This is a genomic window from Clostridium cochlearium, from assembly GCF_900187165.1.
GTDB lineage: Bacteria > Bacillota > Clostridia > Clostridiales > Clostridiaceae > Clostridium_G > Clostridium_G cochlearium.
In genome coordinates this window covers 1,534,961-1,556,798 of sequence record NZ_LT906477.1, presented here as the reverse complement: position 1 = coordinate 1,556,798, position 21,838 = coordinate 1,534,961, and the positions used below count along the sequence as shown (strand labels likewise).

At 28.5% G+C, this 21,838-nt stretch carries 22 protein-coding genes and 1 riboswitch; of the genes, 14 read left to right on the top strand and 8 right to left on the bottom strand.

The window, feature by feature from the left end; all coding sequences use genetic code 11:
* The first annotated feature begins 64 nt into the window (after positions 1-64).
* From CKV72_RS07710 to CKV72_RS12430, 4 genes are all read left to right on the top strand, one after another.
* Positions 65-1,174 (top strand): hypothetical protein, encoded by a 1,110-nt coding sequence (locus CKV72_RS07710; RefSeq protein WP_242955716.1) that lies wholly within the window; start codon positions 65-67, stop codon positions 1,172-1,174.
* 69 nt (positions 1,175-1,243) lie between these two features.
* Positions 1,244-2,341: an FAD:protein FMN transferase gene (locus CKV72_RS07705; protein ID WP_095177936.1), complete on the top strand. Its 1,098-nt coding sequence runs from the start codon at positions 1,244-1,246 to the stop codon at positions 2,339-2,341.
* 120 nt (positions 2,342-2,461) lie between these two features.
* Positions 2,462-3,283 (top strand): pyridoxal-dependent decarboxylase, encoded by an 822-nt coding sequence (locus CKV72_RS07700; protein ID WP_242868121.1) that lies wholly within the window; start codon positions 2,462-2,464, stop codon positions 3,281-3,283.
* Between the two features lie 178 nt (positions 3,284-3,461).
* On the top strand, positions 3,462-3,650 hold the full coding sequence (locus CKV72_RS12430) for a hypothetical protein (protein ID WP_242955715.1): 189 nt from the start codon (positions 3,462-3,464) through the stop codon (positions 3,648-3,650).
* A 49-nt stretch (positions 3,651-3,699) separates the two neighbouring features.
* Here CKV72_RS12430 and CKV72_RS07695 read toward each other — a convergent pair whose 3' ends face one another.
* The 3 genes from CKV72_RS07695 to CKV72_RS07685 form a co-directional block, all read right to left on the bottom strand.
* A complete protein-coding gene (locus CKV72_RS07695; protein WP_095177935.1) occupies positions 3,700-4,389 on the bottom strand; it encodes an LrgB family protein in 690 nt (229 codons plus the stop codon).
* The gene (locus CKV72_RS07690) at positions 4,386-4,739 is read right to left on the bottom strand and encodes a CidA/LrgA family protein (RefSeq protein ID WP_095177934.1); all 354 of its coding nucleotides are present in this window, start codon (positions 4,737-4,739) and stop codon (positions 4,386-4,388) included. Before CKV72_RS07690 ends, CKV72_RS07695 begins: the two co-directional genes overlap by 4 nt.
* Positions 4,740-4,880: 141 nt before the next feature.
* Positions 4,881-5,582 (bottom strand): tetratricopeptide repeat protein, encoded by a 702-nt coding sequence (locus CKV72_RS07685; protein ID WP_089865906.1) that lies wholly within the window; start codon positions 5,580-5,582, stop codon positions 4,881-4,883.
* A gap of 143 nt (positions 5,583-5,725) precedes the next feature.
* Between CKV72_RS07685 and CKV72_RS07680 the strand changes: the two genes are divergently transcribed.
* The gene (locus CKV72_RS07680) at positions 5,726-6,325 is read left to right on the top strand and encodes a GNAT family N-acetyltransferase (protein ID WP_157726558.1); all 600 of its coding nucleotides are present in this window, start codon (positions 5,726-5,728) and stop codon (positions 6,323-6,325) included.
* 66 nt (positions 6,326-6,391) lie between these two features.
* Positions 6,392-7,321, top strand: a complete 930-nt coding sequence (locus tag CKV72_RS07675) for a DUF6414 family protein (protein ID WP_095177933.1) — start codon at positions 6,392-6,394, stop codon at positions 7,319-7,321.
* Positions 7,322-7,463: 142 nt separating this feature from the next.
* Here CKV72_RS07675 and yfcE read toward each other — a convergent pair whose 3' ends face one another.
* Entirely contained in the window at positions 7,464-8,009 is a 546-nt protein-coding gene (gene yfcE, locus CKV72_RS07670; RefSeq protein WP_089865898.1) for a phosphodiesterase, read from the bottom strand.
* A gap of 172 nt (positions 8,010-8,181) precedes the next feature.
* On the opposite strand from yfcE, the gene CKV72_RS07665 reads away from it, so the two are divergent.
* A complete protein-coding gene (locus CKV72_RS07665; RefSeq protein ID WP_089865895.1) occupies positions 8,182-8,829 on the top strand; it encodes an SIMPL domain-containing protein in 648 nt (215 codons plus the stop codon).
* 92 nt (positions 8,830-8,921) lie between these two features.
* Entirely contained in the window at positions 8,922-9,332 is a 411-nt protein-coding gene (locus CKV72_RS07660; protein ID WP_095177932.1) for a universal stress protein, read from the top strand.
* 66 nt (positions 9,333-9,398) lie between these two features.
* On the opposite strand, the gene CKV72_RS07655 is transcribed toward CKV72_RS07660, so the two are convergent.
* Together CKV72_RS07655 and hutG are read right to left on the bottom strand one after the other, a co-directional pair.
* The gene (locus CKV72_RS07655) at positions 9,399-10,400 is read right to left on the bottom strand and encodes a DMT family transporter (protein WP_089865887.1); all 1,002 of its coding nucleotides are present in this window, start codon (positions 10,398-10,400) and stop codon (positions 9,399-9,401) included.
* A gap of 137 nt (positions 10,401-10,537) precedes the next feature.
* Positions 10,538-10,644, bottom strand: a riboswitch (glycine riboswitch).
* A gap of 99 nt (positions 10,645-10,743) precedes the next feature.
* On the bottom strand, positions 10,744-11,760 hold the full coding sequence (gene hutG, locus CKV72_RS07650; RefSeq protein ID WP_089865884.1) for a formimidoylglutamase: 1,017 nt from the start codon (positions 11,758-11,760) through the stop codon (positions 10,744-10,746).
* Positions 11,761-11,901: 141 nt separating this feature from the next.
* Here hutG and CKV72_RS07645 point away from each other — a divergent pair, with 141 nt between their 5' ends.
* Positions 11,902-13,641, top strand: a complete 1,740-nt coding sequence (locus CKV72_RS07645; RefSeq protein ID WP_095177931.1) for an ABC transporter ATP-binding protein — start codon at positions 11,902-11,904, stop codon at positions 13,639-13,641.
* A 54-nt stretch (positions 13,642-13,695) separates the two neighbouring features.
* Here CKV72_RS07645 and CKV72_RS07640 read toward each other — a convergent pair whose 3' ends face one another.
* Both CKV72_RS07640 and CKV72_RS07635 read right to left on the bottom strand, forming a co-directional pair.
* The gene (locus CKV72_RS07640) at positions 13,696-14,055 is read right to left on the bottom strand and encodes a phage holin family protein (RefSeq protein WP_095177930.1); all 360 of its coding nucleotides are present in this window, start codon (positions 14,053-14,055) and stop codon (positions 13,696-13,698) included.
* Between the two features lie 16 nt (positions 14,056-14,071).
* Positions 14,072-14,302 (bottom strand): DUF1292 domain-containing protein, encoded by a 231-nt coding sequence (locus CKV72_RS07635; RefSeq protein WP_089865876.1) that lies wholly within the window; start codon positions 14,300-14,302, stop codon positions 14,072-14,074.
* 151 nt (positions 14,303-14,453) lie between these two features.
* Here CKV72_RS07635 and CKV72_RS07630 point away from each other — a divergent pair, with 151 nt between their 5' ends.
* From CKV72_RS07630 to CKV72_RS07610, 5 genes are all read left to right on the top strand, one after another.
* On the top strand, positions 14,454-15,896 hold the full coding sequence (locus tag CKV72_RS07630) for an NAD(P)/FAD-dependent oxidoreductase (protein WP_089865873.1): 1,443 nt from the start codon (positions 14,454-14,456) through the stop codon (positions 15,894-15,896).
* A 20-nt stretch (positions 15,897-15,916) separates the two neighbouring features.
* Positions 15,917-16,597, top strand: a complete 681-nt coding sequence (locus CKV72_RS07625) for a vitamin B12 dependent-methionine synthase activation domain-containing protein (protein ID WP_095177929.1) — start codon at positions 15,917-15,919, stop codon at positions 16,595-16,597.
* On the top strand, positions 16,587-18,953 hold the full coding sequence (locus tag CKV72_RS07620) for a homocysteine S-methyltransferase family protein (protein ID WP_095177928.1): 2,367 nt from the start codon (positions 16,587-16,589) through the stop codon (positions 18,951-18,953). Before CKV72_RS07625 ends, CKV72_RS07620 begins: the two co-directional genes overlap by 11 nt.
* Positions 18,954-19,729: 776 nt before the next feature.
* A complete protein-coding gene (locus tag CKV72_RS07615) occupies positions 19,730-20,896 on the top strand; it encodes an ABC transporter substrate-binding protein (protein WP_095177927.1) in 1,167 nt (388 codons plus the stop codon).
* Between the two features lie 52 nt (positions 20,897-20,948).
* On the top strand, positions 20,949-21,833 hold the full coding sequence (locus CKV72_RS07610) for a branched-chain amino acid ABC transporter permease (protein WP_095177926.1): 885 nt from the start codon (positions 20,949-20,951) through the stop codon (positions 21,831-21,833).
* Positions 21,834-21,838: the final 5 nt, after the last annotated feature.

The following is a 21,838-nucleotide window of genomic DNA, read 5'->3' as shown; positions in this document are numbered from 1 at the left end:
AATATGATAGTATGCTAATATTTAGTATAACAATTAAAATATGTATAGAAGGGTGGAGGTTGAAGTGAAAAAATCATTAGCGATTTTTTTATCAACAATTTTAACAGCAGGAATGTTGGTTGGATGTTCTTCTAAAGGTACACCATCAAAAGATGAAGGAACTAAGGAAGCTCCAACAAAGGAAACATCAATATCAAAAATAGGACTTGGACACATTACATCAATTGGAAAATCTAAAGAATTAGGAACAGATGCAAATGGAAAAGAAGTGCTTCCTATGGCACAAGTTGACGAAACTATAGTTGCAGCAGCTTTTGATAAAGATGGAAAGGTTACCAAAGTAACTATAGATGTTGCTCAAACTAAAGTGGACTTTGATAAGGAACTTAAACTTACATCCAATAAAGATGAAAAAGTTAAAACCAAGCTTGAACTTGGTGAAGAATATGGAATGAAGAAAGCTTCTAAGATAAAAAAAGAATGGAACGAACAAATTGGTGAACTAGAAAAATGGATGGTAGGAAAAACTGTAGATGAAATTAAATCAATGAAAGTTAAAAAACGTGACGAAGCTCATCCAGCAGTACCAGATGAAGAAGAACTTACATCACTTGTTACTATTAGTGTAGAAGATTATATTGCAGGCATTGAAAAGGCATACAAAAATGCTGTTGAAGTTAAAGAAGGAGCTGTAAAATTAGGATTAGGTACGGAGGTTTCAATTGGTAAGTCAAAAGGTCTAGGCGTAGATGCAAATGGAAAAGAAATACTTCCAATGGCACAAGTTGATACTACAATGGCAGTTACAGCATTTGATAAAGATGGTAAAGTTGTAGATACTATAATAGATACTGCACAAACTCAAGTTAAATTTGATAAACAAGGAAAAATAACTACTGATAAAAATGGAGAATTTAAAACTAAAATGGAACTTGGTGAAGAATATGGAATGAAGAAAGCTTCTAAGATAAAAAAAGAATGGAACGAACAAATTAGTGAGCTAGAAAAATGGATGGTAGGTAAAACACCAGATGAAATTAAATCAATGAAAGTTAAAAAACGTGACGAAGCTCATCCAGCAGTACCAGATGAAGAAGAACTTACATCACTTGTTACTATTAGTGTTGAGAACTATATTTCAGCAGTAGTAGAGTCAAGTCAAAATGCAAAATAATATTTTAAATAAAACTCCCTCACAAAAAGTGTGGGAGTTTTATAATAATTATAAATTAAGGGGTATAATATGAAAAAAACGATAAAAATATTAAGTATATGTTTTTTAACTATATTAATTTTTATAGGATGTAATAGCTTTGTATCAAACTCATATGAAAAATATAGCAATAGTTTTTTCGATACTTTTGATACTATGACAGTAGTAGTAGGATATACTAAAAGTGAAGAAGAATTTAACTATTATATGGATAAAATTCATTGTCGTTTTAAAGAACTTCATAAATTGTATGATATATATAATAATTATGAGGGTATTAATAATATAAAGACAATAAATGATAACGCTGGTATAAAACCAGTGAAAGTAAATAAGGATTTAATAGATTTAATAGTTTTTTCAAAGGATTGGTGTAAACGTACAGAAGGCAAAGCCAATATTGCTATGGGATCAGTTTTAAGTATATGGCATGACTATCGTGAACAGGGAATAGATGATCCTGAAAATGCAAAATTGCCATCTATGGAAGAGCTTTTAGAGGCTAACAAATATACAGATATAGATAAGGTTATAGTAGATACTAAAAATAGCACAGTATATCTTGAAGATAAAAAAATGAAACTTGATGTAGGATCTATAGCAAAAGGATATGCAACGGAACTGGTAGCAAAGGAAATTATGGAGGAAGGATTTAAATCAGGAATTATAAGTTCTGGTGGAAATATAAGAGTATTAGATAAACCTCTTGACGGGGTTCGCAAACGTTGGGGAATAGGTATACAAAATCCTAACAAATCTATAGTTGCGGATGAAGATAAGAACATTGATACAATTTTTATTAATAATGCATCTGTAGTTAGTAGTGGAGATTATCAAAGATACTATATAGTGAACGATAAAAGAATTCATCATATTATAGATCCTAAAACGCTAATGCCAGGAGAATATTATCGTGCTGTAACTATTGTAACTAAAAATTCAGCATTGGCTGACCTTCTATCTACTGCTATATATTTAATGCCTTATATCCAAAGTCGTGATTTTGTAGAAAGACTAGAAGGTGTTGAGGCTATATGGGTCATGCCTAATGGAAAAATAGAAGCAACAAAAGGTATGGAAAAGATAATGAAAAGTAAAGGGGCATCAGGTGTCAAATCTAGCTTGTAGGTATATTTACTTACAAGCTTTTTTTATTTTATCTTATATACTAGAGTTGAATAGAGTGAAATATGAATGAAATAATTCTAAATAAATTAGATTTTCCATATATATTATACTATAATATATATGGAAAATATTAAAAATAAAGTTAAGCCAGCATTTATGACTCCATGGCAAGATAATGATAGGGAAGAAGAATTTAAAGATATAGTTACAGAAACACTACACAATATTAATTTGTTAAAGGGCAGTAAAGAAGATAAAAAATGTTTCCTAGGAAAATCTACTTGTTGCATTGGAAATGAAAATGATATAAACAAAGTAAAAAATGCAGTAGAAGTTCCAGAAAACACAACTTCCATAAATCAAGTTATGAAAGAAGTTATTCCTTATTTTAATGGAATGTTTAATTTAGCTCATCCTAAAGCTATGTTTAACGTGGTACCACCTGCAGCTATTCCATCCATAATGGGTAATTTGCTTGGATCTATGTTTAATCCTAATTTAGTAGAACAAGAATATTCAGGAAATATAGCAGCCTTAGAAATTGAGGTTACATCTATGATTTCAAAGCTAATAGGATATGATCCTATAAATGCTACAGGACATTTTACATTTGGAGGTACAGGAGCATATCTTTTTGCTACTAAATTAGCCTTAACTAAATGTCTTGGAAAAGAAAGTAGATTTCAAGGTATTAGAAAAGATGCACAAATATTAGTTTCTAAAGTTGGTCATTATGCTGCGAAAAATTGCACTGATTGGACAGGCATAGGAATGAATAATATAAAAACTATAAATCTTAATGATGATAATTCTATGGATCTTAAACATTTAGAACAAGTTATGGAAGAATGTCATAAAGAAGGGAAACCTATAGCTATGATTGTAGCAACTGCTGGAACCACAGATGCCTTTGGAGTTGATAACATTCAATGGTTTGTGTAAATCCTAAGGATCATGGATTTGTTACTTTAGAGTTTATCCAAAGAATTTAGAGAAAAGGTTTGATATTAAAAATTTTGCAAAAGATCAGTATAAAAGAGAATTTGAAGATGTTGAATATAAGGACGATTTAAAGAAATATAATGATTATCAATTTAAGGTATCAGAGGAACTTCAAAGAATGATGTTTCAAGAAAATGGACCGGCATTAAGTTTTACCAGTGAATTTAGATTAAGTTCTTATGGTGAACCAATAGCAGCTATAAAGGCTTACCCTATGTCACCTTATATGGCGTGTTGCAAAGATGAGCTTAAGCAGGATATAATAAACTATGTTTTAAGAGCAGCAAAAAATGTAGATAATCAATAAAATATCAATGGAGCTAACCAAAATGTAATATTTTAGTTAGCTCCATTAACTATAGAAATTTAATTATAATTGGTATTAGAAATGAAGTTATAAGGCCTGAAATACCTATAGCAAGTCCACTCATTGCACCCTGAGTTTCGCCCATTTCTATAGCTTTTGTAGTGCCTATAGCATGGGAAGCTGTACCAATAGATATACCTACAGCTACGTCATCTTTAATATTAAAGATTTTACAGACTATAGGAGATATAATAGCTCCAATTATTCCTGTTATTATAATAGCGGAAACTGTAATTGAAGGAATACCACCAATTAATTTTGAAACTTCTATACCTATGGGAGTAGTTATAGATTTAGGGAGAAGAGAGTAAGTTAATTCTTTTGTAAGTCCAAATAATCTACAAAGATAGTAAACACTTAATATAGATGTAATACATCCTATTGTTACTCCCAGTAAAATTGGTATAAAGTATTTCTTAACTAAATCTATTTTATTATATAAGGGAACTGCTAATACCACTGTAGCAGGTGCTAAAAAGAAAGATATTAGTTCCCCACCTTTATTAAAATCTTCAAGACTTATATTTAGAAAAGATATTATTAATATAATTAATGGAACACATATTAAAAGTGGATTTAAAAGTGAAATTTTTGTTTTCTTATGTATATATAACCCAATTTCAAAACATGCTATTGATATAATTATACTTATCATTGGAGAATTTATAAGCGATCTCATTTTCCATCAACCTTTCTTATGTAGGTTTGTATAGTCCAACCAGTTACCCATATTACAATTATGGTAGATATAATACATATTAATAAAAAGACTATCCATTTTCCCTTAAGAAAAGGCATACAGGATAAAATTCCAACTCCCGCTGGTACAAAGAAAAAAGCAAGGTGGTCTAAAAGAAACTTACTTATTTGAGATATCATATTTACTTTAATTACTCCTATGTATAGAAGTATAAAAAGAATTATCATACCTATAACGTTTCCTGGGATGGAAAGTTTAAAAATTGAATGAATAATTTCTCCTAAAACGCATATTGATAGAACGATTCCTAGTTCTCTTAAAATCTTCAAAGCTGCACCTCTTTCGTTATAGTATAAGTATTAACAATACTTATTTTAGTATTTTTTTATCGAAAATACTATAGCTACAAGAAAGTTATAATCTTCAAAAAATATTTATTATTTTTAATATACAGCTTTAATTATTTATGGTTACCAGCGAATCATTTCTTTCATCATAACGTATTGGAATCTATATAGTTCATCATTAGGGCTTAATTCATAAGCTTTCTTAGCAAATGAGAAAGCTTCACTAAAATTTTTCATATTTTCGTAAATTAAAGATTTCTCAAAATAAGCTTCACTTTTAGATGAATCTAAGCTAATAGCTTTAGAGCAAGAATCTAAGGCTTCTTTATAATTTTCTAAAGAATTTAAAAGACTTCCTTTAAGGCAAAGGGCTTTATAAAAATAAGGATTTAATTTTAAACAGTTATTGCAATAGTATAGGGCTTCTTCTTCATTACCTAGCATATTCAATATGTCTGCTTTTTTAAAATGTAGTTTATAATTTTTACTCTCCATATTTAAAAGTTTGTCGCAGTAATAAAGAGCCTTTTCAAAATAACCTCTTTCGTCATTAATTTTTATTAAGTTTAAATATGCTCTTTTATCATCTGGGAAAAAAGTTAAATATTTATACATACATTCTTCAGCTTTATCCATTTCATACATTTCTATATGAGCTTCACCTTTTACAAGATAGGTTTTAGGATAATTACTATTCAAATTAAGGGCAGCATCAAATTTTTTAAAAGCTTTTTTAATTTTATTATTTTGTAGAAGTTCTTCTCCTTCTTCAAGTAAAAAATCTATTTGCTCTTGTAAGCTATTAATTTTAATATTACTTTCCATAAAATATCTCCTCCAGTAAGTAAATTTTAAAATTTATCTTAATTATTGACATAAATTACAAATAGTATACTAAAAATAAAAAATTAAAATTTGAAAATTTAAAACATAGTGGTATAATGATGTACTTAGGAGGCTTGATATATGTGGTTATTCGAGGTGCAAAACCTGAGGATGCAGAAAAAGCTGCAGAATTAATTTCAATGGCATGGGATGAACTTGCCTGTATATTTGCGGGATCAAAGGATAAAGAAGAGGTGAATAAAGTAATTAGTACTTTTTGCAAGGAAAAAAATAATAGGTTTAGCTATGAATACATTGATGTAGCTGAGAAAGATGGGAAAATTGCAGGATTAGTATTGGCATTTCCAGCAGAAAAGGAAATGAAGTTAAATATACCTATTATAAAAAAGTTACCATACATGTATAAAAGGAAAATTTCAAATTATAAAGAAGAAGTTGTACCTATGCTAAGTTCAGAAGAGGCAAAACCAGGAGAGTACTATATAGACTCTATTGCAGTACATCCTAATTATAGAAAAAATGGTTTAGGGAAAAAACTTTTAATGGTTGCAAGAAAAAGAGCACTTAAAAAAGGATTTAAAAAGGTTTCTCTTATAGTAAAGCCTAAAAATAAAGGTGCTATAAAACTATATAAATCTTCTGGATATAATATGGATGGAACAGTAGATATGCCTAGTACTGACTATTATAGAATGGTAAAAAAATATACTGTAGAAGTTTAATGATAAAAAATACTTCTTTTGAATAACATTTATAAATGGTAATGTTATTTGAGAGGAGTATTTTTAATGAATATATTAATGCCTATATATGCTAATAGAGAAATTATACTAGATTTATATTCTATAATTATAGATGGTTATTTAGAAAGTGTTTCCATAAAGCGTGTAGAAGACAAATCAGATAATTTCAGAGTACAAAATGGTAGAAAAAATGTAAAAAGCAATGATTTAAAAAAATCATATACAAGTAAGGATAAAATAAGTATTGCTGAAAATGAATGTATAGATAAATATAGAGATTTTAGTGGTACTATAGACGATAGAAACAGTGTTAGAGATGAAATAAGCGTAAAAAGAATATACACTAATTTTCATATTTTAAATAAATTAAAAAATGTTATGGTAGCAGAAAATATGATTAAGTATATGAAAAAAGGGAAGATTAGTTCTGAAAATATAGTTCGTGGAGAATATATAGAAGTGGAGGGATGTATTTCTCCAATATCACTAATAACTGAAATAAATACCATGATAGATATTATAGAAACTTATGATGATAAAGAGTTAAATAAATTATTAAAAAATCAGCAAGATAGAGAAGTATTTATGGATTATTCTATTATATTAAAACATTTAAAAAATTTGAATAAGCAATTAAGTAGTCATAATACCACTAATATGATAATAGACTGTGGATATTATAAGGTAGTTTTGAATATAAATACAAATAATTTTTCTGATAAAAATGTATATATGTATGATAATGTACATTGCAATTGCAAAGTTTTATGTAAAGTCATAAAAGTTGTAGATGAAAATAAACATATAGATTTACTATGTAAAACTTGTATGAGTAGTTATTATAATGAACTACTAAAAAGTATTAGTATTCATTTAGATATATTAAGAGAAAATAATATTATACTTCCAAATAATATTATAACTGAAATAAAAGGACCTGCTATTCAGGCAATACCAATTGCTATATATGTATGAATCTCAATGAAATTATAGCTTCGAAAGATATTAAATATATTTTTAGAAAGTAGTAAGGATAAAGTTATATTAAAATATAAGAAAAATTAATTACTTAAAATATAAAGTAAAAAGTATAGGGGGATAACTATACTTTTTTACTTTAAGATATATCTATTTCTTTAAATACTTCTCCATCTAAAGTCTTTATTTTAAACGTATTATCTTCCAAAATACCATAACAATTAGGTGTATTTTCTTTTGGAAAAGTAATAGAACCAGGATTTATTATAAACATATTATTTATTTTTTCAGTTAAGGGAACATGGGTATGACCATATATTAAAACATCACCAGTGCTTATATTAGGTAAGTTATTTTTATTATATATATGCCCATGGGTTAAAAATAATCTTCTATTATTATATAAAATTATAGAATAATCACTCATAATTGGGTAATTTAAAACCATTTGATCTACTTCACTATCACAATTTCCTCTTACTGCTATTATTTCATTTTTATATGTATTTAAAATTTCAGCAACCTTTTTAGGATTATATTCTTTTGGTAGAGGATTTCTTGCACCGTGATAGAGTTCATCTCCTAATATAACTAAATAATCAGCATTTTCCTTTTCATATATATTAATAACTTTTTCTAAATAGTAGGATGAACCATGTATGTCAGATATAAAAAACAATTTCATAATATTTCTCCTTTCTTATAGTAGATTAAAAACTTTGTATTTATATATTATACTAAAAAAGGCACGTCCATGCCAAACTTATGGTAATAAAGATTAAAAGAGGAGAACATATAGAGAAATTATTTCATATTATAAATGTATATTATTAATAAAATGGGGATGGTACTTTAATATGTATTCTGGATTTTATAATACTAGAGTTTCTATGTGTAATAAAGGAAGAATAAGGGTAATGGGCGTTGGAAATTTGAAGGTCCAGCCAGATATGGCAGTTATAAGTTTGGGAATAATAACGGAAGATAAAAATTTAGAAAAGGCTCAAAAGGAAAATGCTCAAATAAGTAGTAGAGTTATAAGAGGGCTTCAAAATATGGGGATTGATATAAAAGATATAAGCACTGCTAATTATAATATAGAAGCACAATATGATTATGTTGATAATAAACAGGTATTTAGAGCGTATAGAGTAACAAATATTTTAAGTGTAAATATAAGAGATGTAAGAAAAGTAGGAGAAATAATTGATGCATCAGTAAAAAATGGAGTAAACAATGTGGCAAGTGTAAGATTTACTGTATCTGATTTAAAACAATACAATAACAGAGTATTAAAACTAGCGGTACAGGATTCAGTAGAAAAAGCTATAGTTATAGGTAATACTTTAAAAGTACAGGTAAATACAACACCATGCAGTGTAAAAGAAGAAAGAAACATAGAACCCTTAAGAGAAAATGTAGTTATGCTTAAGGATGTATCAACTCCTATAATTCCAGGACAGTTAGAGCTAATGGCAGTAGTAGAAGCAGTATTTGTATATTAGTCTAAAAAATATAATAACTTTTTATTTTAAGGAGGATTTTTATACTTAAATGTAGAATTTAATAGGGTAATGGATAGAAAGGATGTGTTCTTATGGAAAAAATGAAAGTTTTAATTCCACTGGATGGTACAGACAGAAGTATGCACTCCTTAGATTTACTAAAGGACATGTTTCCTAAAGATAAAGTTGAAGTTACATTAATGAATGTTAAAGAAATAGTAATAGTAAATGGTATGGTAGCATCAGAAGAGATTGCAAGAGCTCAAGAATTAAGCCAATTTATATTAGATACAGCTGAGAGACAACTAAAGGGATATGATATTGAAAAATGTATTACCTTTGGATATGCTGCAGATGAAATATTGAGAAAATCTAAAGATGAAAATTTTGATATTATAATAATGACTAAATCTACTAAAAAGGGTCTAACTAGAATGATAGGTTCAGTAACTGCTAAGGTTGTAAAGAATACTAAAAGTATAGTAATTATTGTGCCTGAATAAAAGTAAAGTGTGTTACTGCTAAAAGAGGCTACCTCAAAATATTTTTTGAGGTAGCCTCTTTTTAAATTAATTAGCAGTAACTTTATTTTTAAATGTATTATTTGAATTATCAGATTCGTTTTTTAAAACTTCTTTTTTAGAAGATTTTTCAGTAGATGCTTCTAATTTTGATTTTTTACCATCTGTTTGAACTAATATTATGGAGCCCATAATCATAAACATTCCTATTAATTGAGGAATTTCAAATATTTCTCCAAATATTATAAAGGCTAATATGGAAGCTACAACAGGTTCTACACTTGCTATAATACTTGCTTTGCTTGATTCTATAAATTCAAGAGACTTAACAATTGCTATAGTTGGAATGAGGGTAGATACTATACCTAATGCTAAAACGTTCAAAATTGTAGAATTAGTTCCAGTATTTTTAATTAAAGACACTAAAGTCCAAGGTGGTTCAAAGAACCATAAAAATATTGCACCAAATAAGAGAGAGTAAGTTAAATGAGTTTTTTGAGGATATTTTTCTGTTCCTATTCTTCCTAAAATATTTTGAAGTGCCATTGCAAAACTAGATATTATTCCCCAAAATACTCCAATAAGATTTACTTTAAAAGCAGCAGGATCATAGGCTTTTACTACTAGACAACATCCAACTAAGGTTAACACTAAAGCTATAATCTTATTTACAGTAAATTTTTCTTTAAATAAAAAGTAGGATAAGATCATTACAATAACGGGATTTACAAATAATAATACAGAAGCTGTTGCTACCCCTGTATATTTTACAGCATAGCTAGAACCTATAAACATTCCATCTAAGGCGAAAATACCATAGATAGCAAATAAAAGAAGCCCTTTTAAATCTGTTTTAAAACATTGGGGATCTTTAATTAAATTTATAATTATATAGGGTAGTATAGCAATAGTAGGTCTAAGAGAAGATATGGCCATAGGACTAAAGCCAAGTTGTTCTAAGTTTTTAACAAAAATACCCATAGCACCCCAAGAAGCACCGGCTAATAAGGCTAAAAGAATACCTTTTTTACTTTCATTTGAATTAGTCATAAAATATCTCCTTTCAAAAATAATTTCATTAAAAATAAAAAAAAGAGAACAAATCCCAAAGTTTGCTCTCCATCTGTTAAAAAATAAAGAGAGAACAAACCCAAAGTTTGCTCTCTCTCTGTTTCTTTTCCAGAGTCTATCCAAGTATAATTCCTTTGCCTGAGAATTTCTCTATGCTTTATTGGGATAAACATAGATTGTCCCTTCGGCGTCCTATAAATAGGAGCTCTCTTATACTCTTCAACTAGAATAATTATCTAATTATACATTATTTTATAATTAAATTTTACAATAGAAATTTAGTGATGTCAATAAATTATCAGAAAAATCCATCTATCTTTCATTATAATTCTAAATCATAAACTTTTGATAATGTATTTATTACTGAAAAAATTACCACTGCAGCTAAGTTTGCAGTAATATGACCTTGATCAAATCTTGGCGAAACTTCTGCAATATCAAAACTTATTACTTTATTAGATCTTATTATATATTTGATAAGTCTTACTACTACTTCAGGATCTAGTCCAAGAGATTGTGTTGCACTAACTCCTGGAGCAAAAGCTGAAGAAAATACATCAGAGCATACAGTTATATATATATGATCTTGATTTTTCATAAAGTCATCTAAAGATTCAAATATTGTCCAATCGTCTACATGGGTTATATTTTTAGCGAAAACATAATTAGCCCCTAAATTATCAGCTGTTTTAAATAAATCTAGAGTATTACTATGTTTTTGAACTCCCATACAAAGATAAGAATATTTTAAATTCTCTCTTTTGCATATATCAGATATTTGTCTAAACATAGTTCCTGAGTTTCCCATGCCTTCAGTATATGGTCTAATATCTAGATGAGCATCAAAATTTATAATGCCTATATTAGGTTTAGATTTAATAGTTTTTAAATGATTTAATACACCTAAATAATTACCAAAGGCAACTTCATGTCCACCGCCTAGGACTATAGGAAATAGATTTAAGTTTAAAATTTTATCCACAGCTTTAGATAGCAGAGCTTGACCTTCCTCTAAACTTATATTTTCAACAAAAATATTTCCAGCATCAAAAAGTTTTACTTCTTTTGTAAAACAACAGGGAAGATTAGCCATTTCCTCTCTTATAGTTTCAGGTCCCTTAGCAGCACCAGTTCTACCCTTATTTCGTCTTATACCTTCATCACAGCAAAAACCAATAAATGCAAAACCTAATTTCCCTTCAAAAGATTTCAAATCATCTTTGTTTAAATCAATAGGTTCTACCCATTGATGCCATCTAAAGGCTAAAAAATTATCTTCACTATCAGTACGACCTTGCCAAAAGTCTTTGCTGCAAGGTTTATAGTTTATTCCAAGCACTATACCAACTCCTCATTTGTAACTTTTAAATACCTTACCATTATATAATTATAGATTTATTACTTATATTTATCAATATATGAGAAAAAATGATATAATGTTATAATGTCATCATAAATATTTTAGAAAGGAGATTTTTAAATGAACACATTAAAAAGATTTATAGATTATTATAAGCCTTATAAATCTATGTTTTTCATGGATATGTTTTGTGCCCTTACCTTATCTATGATAGATCTGATATTTCCTCTTATAGTGAGATACTTATTAAATGATATATATGTAAATAAAAGTAGTAGTGAAATAATACATTTTATTGTATTAATAGGAATCGGTTTATTAATTATGTATATAATTAGATATTTTTGTCAGTATTACATAAGTTCATGGGGACATATTATGGGAGCTAGAATGGAAGCAGATATGAGAGAAGATATATTTTTACATCTTCAAAAGCAATCTTTTTCATACTATGACAATACAAACACTGGTCAATTGATGTCTAGAATAGTAAATGATTTATTTGACATTTCGGAGCTTGCTCATCATGGGCCAGAGGATGTATTTATTTCTCTTTTAAAAATATTTGGTTCCTTCATAATACTTATGAAAATAAATGTTAAAATTACTAGCGTACTATTTTTTATAACTTTATTTATGATATATTTTTCTTATTTTTATAATAAAAAAATGAAATATATATTTAAAAAGAATAGAGTTAAAATAGCCTCAGTAAATTCTCAAATACAAGATAGTTTAGCGGGAATTAGAGTTGTTAAATCTTTTTCTAATGAAGACTTAGAGGTAGAAAAATTCAAAAATGGAAATAATGAATATTTACAAACTAAGGAAAAAGGTTATTTTATTATGGGAAAATTTTTTAGTGGAAATGGATTTTTTCAAGGAATGCTATATCTTTCAGTAATTCTAGTAGGAGGAATACTTATAGGAACTGGTGAAGCTCAAGCATCTGATTTAGTTGTATATATTCTATATATAAATATATTTTTAAATCCAATAGAAAAGCTTGTAAACTTTACTGAGCAATTCCAAAAGGGTATAACTGGATTTGAAAGATTTTTAGAGATTTTAAATACCAAACCAGAAATAGAAGATGTACCTGGTTCTATAGATTTAAAGAATCCAAAAGGGGAAATAGAATTTAAAGACGTAACTTTTAGTTATGATGCAGAATCCACTGTATTAGAAGGGATAAACATAAAAATAGAAAAGGGAAAAACTGTAGCTTTGGTTGGTTCTTCTGGAAGTGGAAAAACTACATTATGTAATCTTATACCAAGATTTTATGAGGTAGATAGTGGAGTTATCAAAATAGATGGTAAAAACATAAGAAATATCAAACTTAAATCCCTAAGAGATTCAATAGGCGTAGTTCAACAGGATGTTTATATGTTTGCAGGAACAATAAAAGAAAATATAGCTTACGGTAAACCTAATGCTACAGATGAAGAAATATATATGGCTGCAAAAATGGCTAATGCTCACGAATTTATAATGAATTTAGAAAAGGGTTATGATACTTTTGTAGGAGAAAGAGGAGCCAAGCTTTCGGGAGGACAAAAACAAAGAATATCTATAGCAAGAGTTTTTCTTAAAAATCCACCTATTTTAATATTAGATGAAGCTACTTCAGCATTAGACAATGTAAGTGAAAAATATATACAGCAATCTTTAGATGAATTATCTAAAAACAGAACAACATTAGTTATTGCTCATAGATTGAGTACAATAAAAAATGCAGATGAAATACTTGTTTTAACGGAAAGTGGAATACAAGAAAAGGGCACCCATGAAGAGCTTATAGAGAAAAAAGGAATATATGAATGCCTATATAATATGCAGTTTAAAGAAGTTTCATAATTTAATTATATTTTTAAAGGCTATGATTTTTAAAGTCATAGCCTTTTGGGTATTTTACATAACTCTTGAAGGTAAAAAAGCATCTATTATTCCAACTACTAATGCTGCTAGTATAGCACCTAACCAAGAAACATTCATATTAGGTACAAAAAATTGAGTTGCGTATATTATTATAGCTGCAATGACGAATCCTTTAAATCCTTTGCCAAAGGGTGAAGCATCTACTTTAAAAAAGCTTTCCACAAGGGCATCTATTATGGTTATTACAACAGCCGCTAAAAGCATTGACCAAAGTCCAACTATTGAAAAACCAGGGGTTAAAAAGGAAGTTACAGCTAACACTAGAGCGGTTAATAAAAGCCTTATAACATAATGGCCTATACTAGATCTATTTTCTTCTGTTCCTCTATCCATATATTAAACCTCCTTTTTAAATTACTTTTGAAGCAGACTTAATTTGATTAAGTTCTTCATTGTTTTCTACAAGTTCTAAAGCTTCATCACCATTTATAAAACTAAATTTATATACTTCTACTTGAGATGTATCTACTTCAGGTGACATTAGTATATATTCATTTTCATTGAGGGAAAGATACTCTTTTACTACGTATTTTACCAGATTTCCCTGTTCGTCTCTAAAAGAATAAGTTCTACTAGCCATAAAAACACTCCTTTATAAAAGTTCTTAATAGTATATTGTGTAAAATAAAAGTTTTAATACTATTTTTTAAAAATTAAATTTGTTATAATTAATATGTAGATAATAGATATTTAAAGATAAAAATTATTATTGAAACTTGGGAGGAAATAATATGTATGATGTAATTATAATAGGAGCAGGTGTAGTTGGAACTAATATTGCAAGAGAACTTTCTAAATATAAACTTAATATATGTTTATTAGAAAAGCAGGATGATGTAAGTTGTGGATGCTCTAAAGCAAATAGCGGTATTGTACATGGCGGATACGATGACAAACCAGGTACACAAAAAGCTAAATTTTGTGTAGCAGGAAATAGAATGTATGAACAGTTAGAAAAAGAATTAAATTTTGGGTATAGAAAAACTGGATCTTTAGTACTTGCCTTTTCAGATGAAGAAAAGAAAGCTTTAGAAGAACTTTATGAAAGAGGAATAAAAAATGGAGTAGAAGATTTAGAGATAATAGATGGTGAAAAGGTAAGACAATTAGAACCTTATGTTAGTAGTGATGTAAAATGGGCTCTTTATTGCAAACATTCCGGAGTGTGCTCTCCTTATGAATTTACTATAGCGCTTGCAGAAAATGCAATAGAAAATGGTGTAGAATTAAAACTTCTTCATGAGGTAATAGGAATAGAAAAAGAAGATGATATATTTAATGTAAAAACTAACAAAGGAGATTTTAAAGGTAAATATGTAATAAATGCAGCTGGAGTTTATAGTGACAAAATTTCAAAGATGATTGGAGTAGATGACTTTTATATAATACCTAGAAAAGGAGAGTATATACTATTAAATAAAGACCAATCCTATTTAGTAAATAGAGTTATTTTTCAAGCACCTACTGAAAAAGGAAAAGGCATTTTGGTAACTACTACTTATCATGGGAATCTTATGATTGGACCAGATGCTCAACAGGTAGATGATAAAGATGATGTATCAACTACAGAAGAGGGGTTGAAATATATAATAGAAACTGCTAGAAAATCCGTAAAAGACTTTGATATTAAAAAGACTTTAACTTCTTTTGCAGGAATAAGACCTACAAATAATACAAAGGATTTTATAATAAAAGAAACAAAAGTAAAAGGATTTATAAATGTAGCAGGTATAGATTCACCAGGCTTAACTTCTTCACCAGCTATAGCTAAAGAGGTTTTACAAATATTAAAAAATTCTGGACTTCAATTAGAATCCAAAGATAATTTTAAAGTCTACAGAAAAGCTATAATAGTGAAAAAGGACAGTAGTTTTCAGGGAGATATAAATTCACAAGATCCTGAAAAACATATAATATGTAGATGCGAAAGAGTTACAGAAGCTGAAATTATAGATGCATTAAATAGAAAAATAGAAGTAAAATCTTTAGATGGTATAAAAAGAAGAACAAGAGCAGGAATGGGAACTTGCCAAGGAAACTTCTGTGGATCTAGAGTTAGAGCTTTAATCGCTAGAGAATTAAATATAAATGAAGAAGAGGTTACCAAAAGAGGACCAGGATCTTCTGATATTCATAATAGAGTAAAAAGAATAGATATAATGAAAATGAAATAGATTTTATAACTGGTGATTATATGATAAAAGATTTAGAAATAAATAAAAAAGAAGTATTAAGATATCTATGTTGTAATGAAGAATTTGAAGATAAAAAACTAGAAGAATTGATTGATTGTACCATAGATGAAGTTAAAAAACTTATAAAACCTAAGTATGTATACAATAAATTTAAAATAGAAAATACTAAAGAAGGAGTAAATTTTTTAGGAACTAATTTAAGGTTAGAAGGAGAAGATATAAAAAAACACCTTTACTTATCTAAAAATTGTGTTCTTATGGCAGCCACTTTGGGTCATGAGTTGGATAGAAAAATTAGTTTATATGAAAAAATTAATATGACCAAGGCAATAATTATGGATGCTTGTGGTACAGTAGCCATAGAAGAATTATGTGATAACATAGAGAACTACGTAAAAAACCAAGGAAAAATAAATAATTTAAATATAACTTATAGATATAGTCCAGGGTATGGAGATTTAGATTTAAAAGTACAAAGTAAAATTTTAAGTATTATGCAATTTGAAAAAAATATAGGAATAACCCTATCGCATAGTAATATAATGGCACCAAGAAAATCAGTTACCGCTATTATAGGATTTGTTCCACAAAATAGTATAATTAAAAAGAAAAGCTGTAGTCAATGTAATAAATATAATGAATGTATTTACAGAAAGTTAGGTGGAACTTGTGGAAATTAAAGACAAATTAGGCAAAGAAATATTAATATTTGATGGAGCCATGGGTACTATGCTTCAAAAATATGGATTAGTAATTGGAGAAGCTCCTGAGATATTAAATATAAAGGAAAGAGAAAAAATAATACAAATACATAAAAAATATATAGAAGCTGGGGCAAATATAATAACTACTAATACTTTTGGAGCCAATAATAAAAAATTATTTAACAGTGGGTATATTGTAGAAGACATAATTGAAGCAGCTGTTGAGAATGCAAAGCTAGCATCTAAGGATAAAAATATAGCGATAGCACTAGATATAGGTCCCATAGGGGAATTAATAGAGCCTATGGGAACTTTAAGCTTTGAAGAAGCCTATAATATATTTCAAAAACAAGTGTTACAAGGGGTAAAAACAGGGGTAGATTTAATTTTAATAGAAACCATGTCAGATCTTTATGAAACAAAAGCAGCTATTCTTGCAGCAAAAGAAAATTGTAATTTGCCTATATTTTGCACTATGACCTTTGAAGAAGATGGAAGAACCTTTACAGGTTGCAGTATTCCATCAATGGTTTTAGTACTTCAGAACTTAGGTGTAGATGCATTGGGAGTAAATTGCTCTTTAGGACCTTTAGAATTAGAAAAAATAGTAGAAGAAATTTTAAAATATTCTCAAATACCAGTAATGGTACAGCCTAATGCAGGGCTTCCTATAATGATAGAGGGAAAAACCTTATATAAGATTACTCCAGAAGAATTTTTAAAATCTCAAAAAAGAATGGTAGATAAGGGAGTAGCTATAGTTGGAGGATGCTGTGGAACTGATGATAGATTTATAAAGTTAATGGCAGAAGAGTTTAAGAATAAGAAAGTAATAGATAAAAAGATAGAAAAGAATACTATAATATGTACACCTTCAAAGGCATTGATTATAGATGAAATAAAAATAGTAGGAGAAAGAATTAACCCCACAGGAAAAAAACTTTTAAAAGAAGCTTTAAAAAATAAAGATATGAACTATGTTTTAAAAGAAGCAATAGATCAGATGGAAGAAGGAGCAGATATACTAGATATAAATGTAGGACTTCCAGATATAGATGAAGGGGATATGATTGCAAAGGTTATTAAAGAAATACAAAGTGTATTAGATATACCTCTTCAAATAGATTCAAATGATCCAGAAGTAATAGAAAAGGCTTTAAGAGTGTACAATGGAAAAGCTATAGTAAATTCTGTAAATGGAGAAGAAAAAAGTTTAAATAAAATACTTCCTATAATAAAAAAATATGGAGCAGCAGTAATCGGACTTACCTTCGATGAAAAAGGAATTCCTCTTAAGGCGGAAGAAAGATTTAATATAGCAAAAAAAATAGTGGATAGGGCTATGGAATATGGTATAAAAAGAGAGGATATAATAATAGACTGTTTAACCCTTACAGCATCAGCACAACAAAAGGAAGTTTTAGAAACTTTAAAAGCATTAAAATTAGTAAAAGAAAATTTAGGAGTAAAGACTCTATTAGGTATTTCAAATGTGTCCTTTGGTCTTCCAAATAGAGAACTCTTAAATAGAACCTTTTTAAACATGGCTCTTTTTGCCGGCCTTGACTTGCCTATAATAAATACAAAAGATAGAGAAATGATAGATACTATAAGGGCTTTTAAGGTTTTAAGTAATGTAGATATTGGTGGACAAAATTTTATAAAAGAATATGCAAGTATAACAAAGAGTGAAAAAAAAGTAGATACAGTAAAAGATGAAGATTTAAAAGAAATAATTATAAAAGGGCTAAAAGAAAGAGCTAGTTTGGCAACAAAAGAACTTTTAAAGAAAAAAAATGAAATTCAAATAGTAGAAGAAGATTTAATTCCTGCACTTGATATAGTTGGAGATAAGTATGAAAGAGGAGAAGTGTTTTTGCCACAACTAATTCAATCAGCAGAGACAGTGCAAAAATCCTTTGAAATAGTAAAGGAAACTTTAAAAGTAAAAGATAAAAAGAATATAAGTAAAGGGAAAATAATTTTAGCTACTGTAAAGGGAGATGTTCACGATATCGGAAAGAATATAGTAAAGACTTTATTAGAAAACTATGGTTTTACTATAATAGATTTAGGAAAAGATGTACCTAAAGAAAAAATATTAAAGGAAGTAATAGAAAATGAAGTTAAACTTGTAGGCTTAAGTGCATTAATGACTACCACTGTTAAAAGTATGGAAGAAACTATTAAAATGCTTAAAGAAAGTGCAGCAGATTGTAGGATCATGGTAGGAGGAGCTGTTCTAAATCATGAGTATGCTAACATGATAAAGGCGGATTATTATGCAAAAGATGCAAAAGATGCAGTGGAAATTGCAAAAAAGGTATTGTAAAATATTAAAATAAAATTAATAGATAAATTATTAACATAGAGTACAGGTATTGTAATATCTAAACTCTATGTTTTTTTATTATAAAAATTCATTACTATAAAAACACGAATGATTTTAAATTTGAATGGTTTTTTATAATTAAGAAATAAAAATATAATGCAAAAAAATGAAACAATTATTTCATAAAGATTCTAAAATAGATGGGGGATAATATCAGTAAAATCAATGCGCTGCAAAAAACAGTTTAATTATAGAACTTTAATAAAATACGTTGACCTTTTTTATCTATTGTGCTAAAGTGTCAATAATACTTTTCAAGATCACGAAATTTAATTCACATTTAAATATATTCATACGTATTATACATAAATAGTATTAATAATTATGATGGAGATAAAGATATCTTTAATTTAGTTAAAGAGAGTGGAGTAAGGTGAAAGTCCACACTAAATGGATATGTAATGATCACTCCTGAATTGTTTGGCTGAAAAACATTTAAAAGTAAGCTATAACCGAAGGGCATGCGTTAAATGCTAGGTTTAATTTTAAACCTTCTTGAGGTTACTGTTTTATTGTTACAGTAATAAAGTAGAGTGGTACAGCGTTAAAACGCCTCTATGTGTATTTAAATACATGTAGAGGTTTTTTTATATATAAATTTTGAAAAATAAAGGGGGCGATTTAGTTGGGGCTTATGTTGAAAGCGGATGAAGAAGATATTATAGGCGTCATAACTAAACATTACAAAGAATTAAATAGGAGGAAGGAGAAATATTATGAACAAGAAATTATCATTTTTTATGGCAATGTTGATGACAGCAACTTTATTCGCTGGGTGCGGTAAAGGAGGAGAAGGAAAATCCTCAGGGGATACTATAAAAATAGGACTTAACTATGAACTTTCAAATGAAGTTGCAACTTATGGACAAGGTTTGGTAGAAGGTATTGAATTTGCTTTTAAAGAAATAAATGAAAAGGGTGGCGTTTTAGATAAAAAAATAGAAACAATTAAAGGGGATAACAAATCTGATACAGCGGAATCAGCTAATATAGCATCAAAACTTGCTACTAGAGATAAAGTTGTTGCAATATTGGGGCCTGCAACTTCTGGAAGCGTAAAAGCAGCAATACCACAAGCTACACAAAATAAAGTACCTTTAATTTCTGCTTCAGCAACGGCAGATGATGTAACAATAGACAGTAACGGAAAAGTTAGAGATTATATTTTTAAAACTTGCTTTAGCGATTCTTTTCAGGGAGTAATTCTTGCAAACTTTGCTTCTAAAGACTTAAAACTTAAAAATGCAGCTGTATTAATGGATACTACTAGTGATTATAGCAAAGGACTTACCAAAAGTTTTAAAGAAACCTATGAAAAATTAGGTGGAAAAGTTGTAACTGAACAAGCCTATCAAGCTAAGGATAAAGATTTTAAAGCGGTTTTAACTAATATAAAAGATTCAAATCCAGAACTACTTTATATACCTGGATACTATGAAGAAGTAGGACTTATTTTAAAACAAGCAAGGGAATTAGGATTAAGTATTCCAATACTAGGGGGAGACGGATATGATTCACCAAAACTTCTTGAACTTGCTGGAAAGGATAATCTAAACAAAGTTTATTATACTAATCATTATTCTTCAAAAGATACTAGTAAAGAGGTAGCAACTTTTAGAGAAGCCTTTAAAAAAGAATACAACAAAGAGCCAGATGCTTTTAATGCTCTAGGTTATGATTTAGCTTATTTTATTACAGATGCATTAAAAAGGGCGGGAGAAGCAGATCGTGAAAAATTAAAAGAAGCTATTGCATCTACAAAGAATTTCAAAGGTGTAACAGGTGAACTTTCTATAGATAAAAATCACAATCCAGTAAAATCTATAACAATTCTAGAAATAAAAGACGGAGTCCCAACATTCCTTAAAAAACAACAACCATAATAAAGGGGAGAATTTCTCCCCTAATGAATTAAAACAAAAGGGATGTGATTAAATGGATAAATTTTTACAGCAACTTATAAATGGGATTTCACTTGGAAGTATCTATGCTCTTATTGCTCTTGGTTATACTATGGTTTATGGAATTATAAATTTAATAAATTTTGCTCATGGTGAAGTTTATATGTTAGGAGCCTTTATAGGATTTTTCTTAATAACTAAATTGAAATTAGGATTTTTACCAGCACTTATTTTAGCCATGATAGCTTGTTCTATTATTGGAATTGTTATAGAAAAAGTTGCTTATAAACCTATAAGAAATTCTACTAGAATAGCAGCTCTTATTACGGCTATAAGTGTATCTTTATTTTTACAGTACGGAACTATGTATATTGTATCAGCAGAAACAAAAACTTTTCCTGATGTGTTAAAGGGACAGCAAATAAGTATTTTGGGAGGAAGAGTTTTTCTTAATATAAAAGATTTATATATTGTAATAATTACAGTATTATTAATGATACTTTTACAATATATTATCCATAAAACTAAGGTTGGTAAAGCTATGAGAGCTGTATCCCAGGATAGGGAAGCAGCAGAACTTATGGGGATAAGTGTAAACAACACTATATCCTATACATTTGCAATAGGATCAGCATTGGCTGGAGCTGCTGGTGTATTAGTTGGAGTTTATTATAACTCTATAGATCCACTTATGGGAATGTTACCAGGACTAAAAGCTTTTATTGCAGCAGTAATAGGAGGAATAGGTATAATACCTGGAGCTATGTTTGGAGGATTATTTTTAGGATTAACAGAAACTATGGTTTCATCCTATGGAAATTCACTATATAAAGATGCAGTAGCTTTTGCCATACTAATTATAATACTTATTATAAAGCCAAGTGGATTCTTTGGAAAAAATGTAAGGGAAAAAGTATAGGAGGG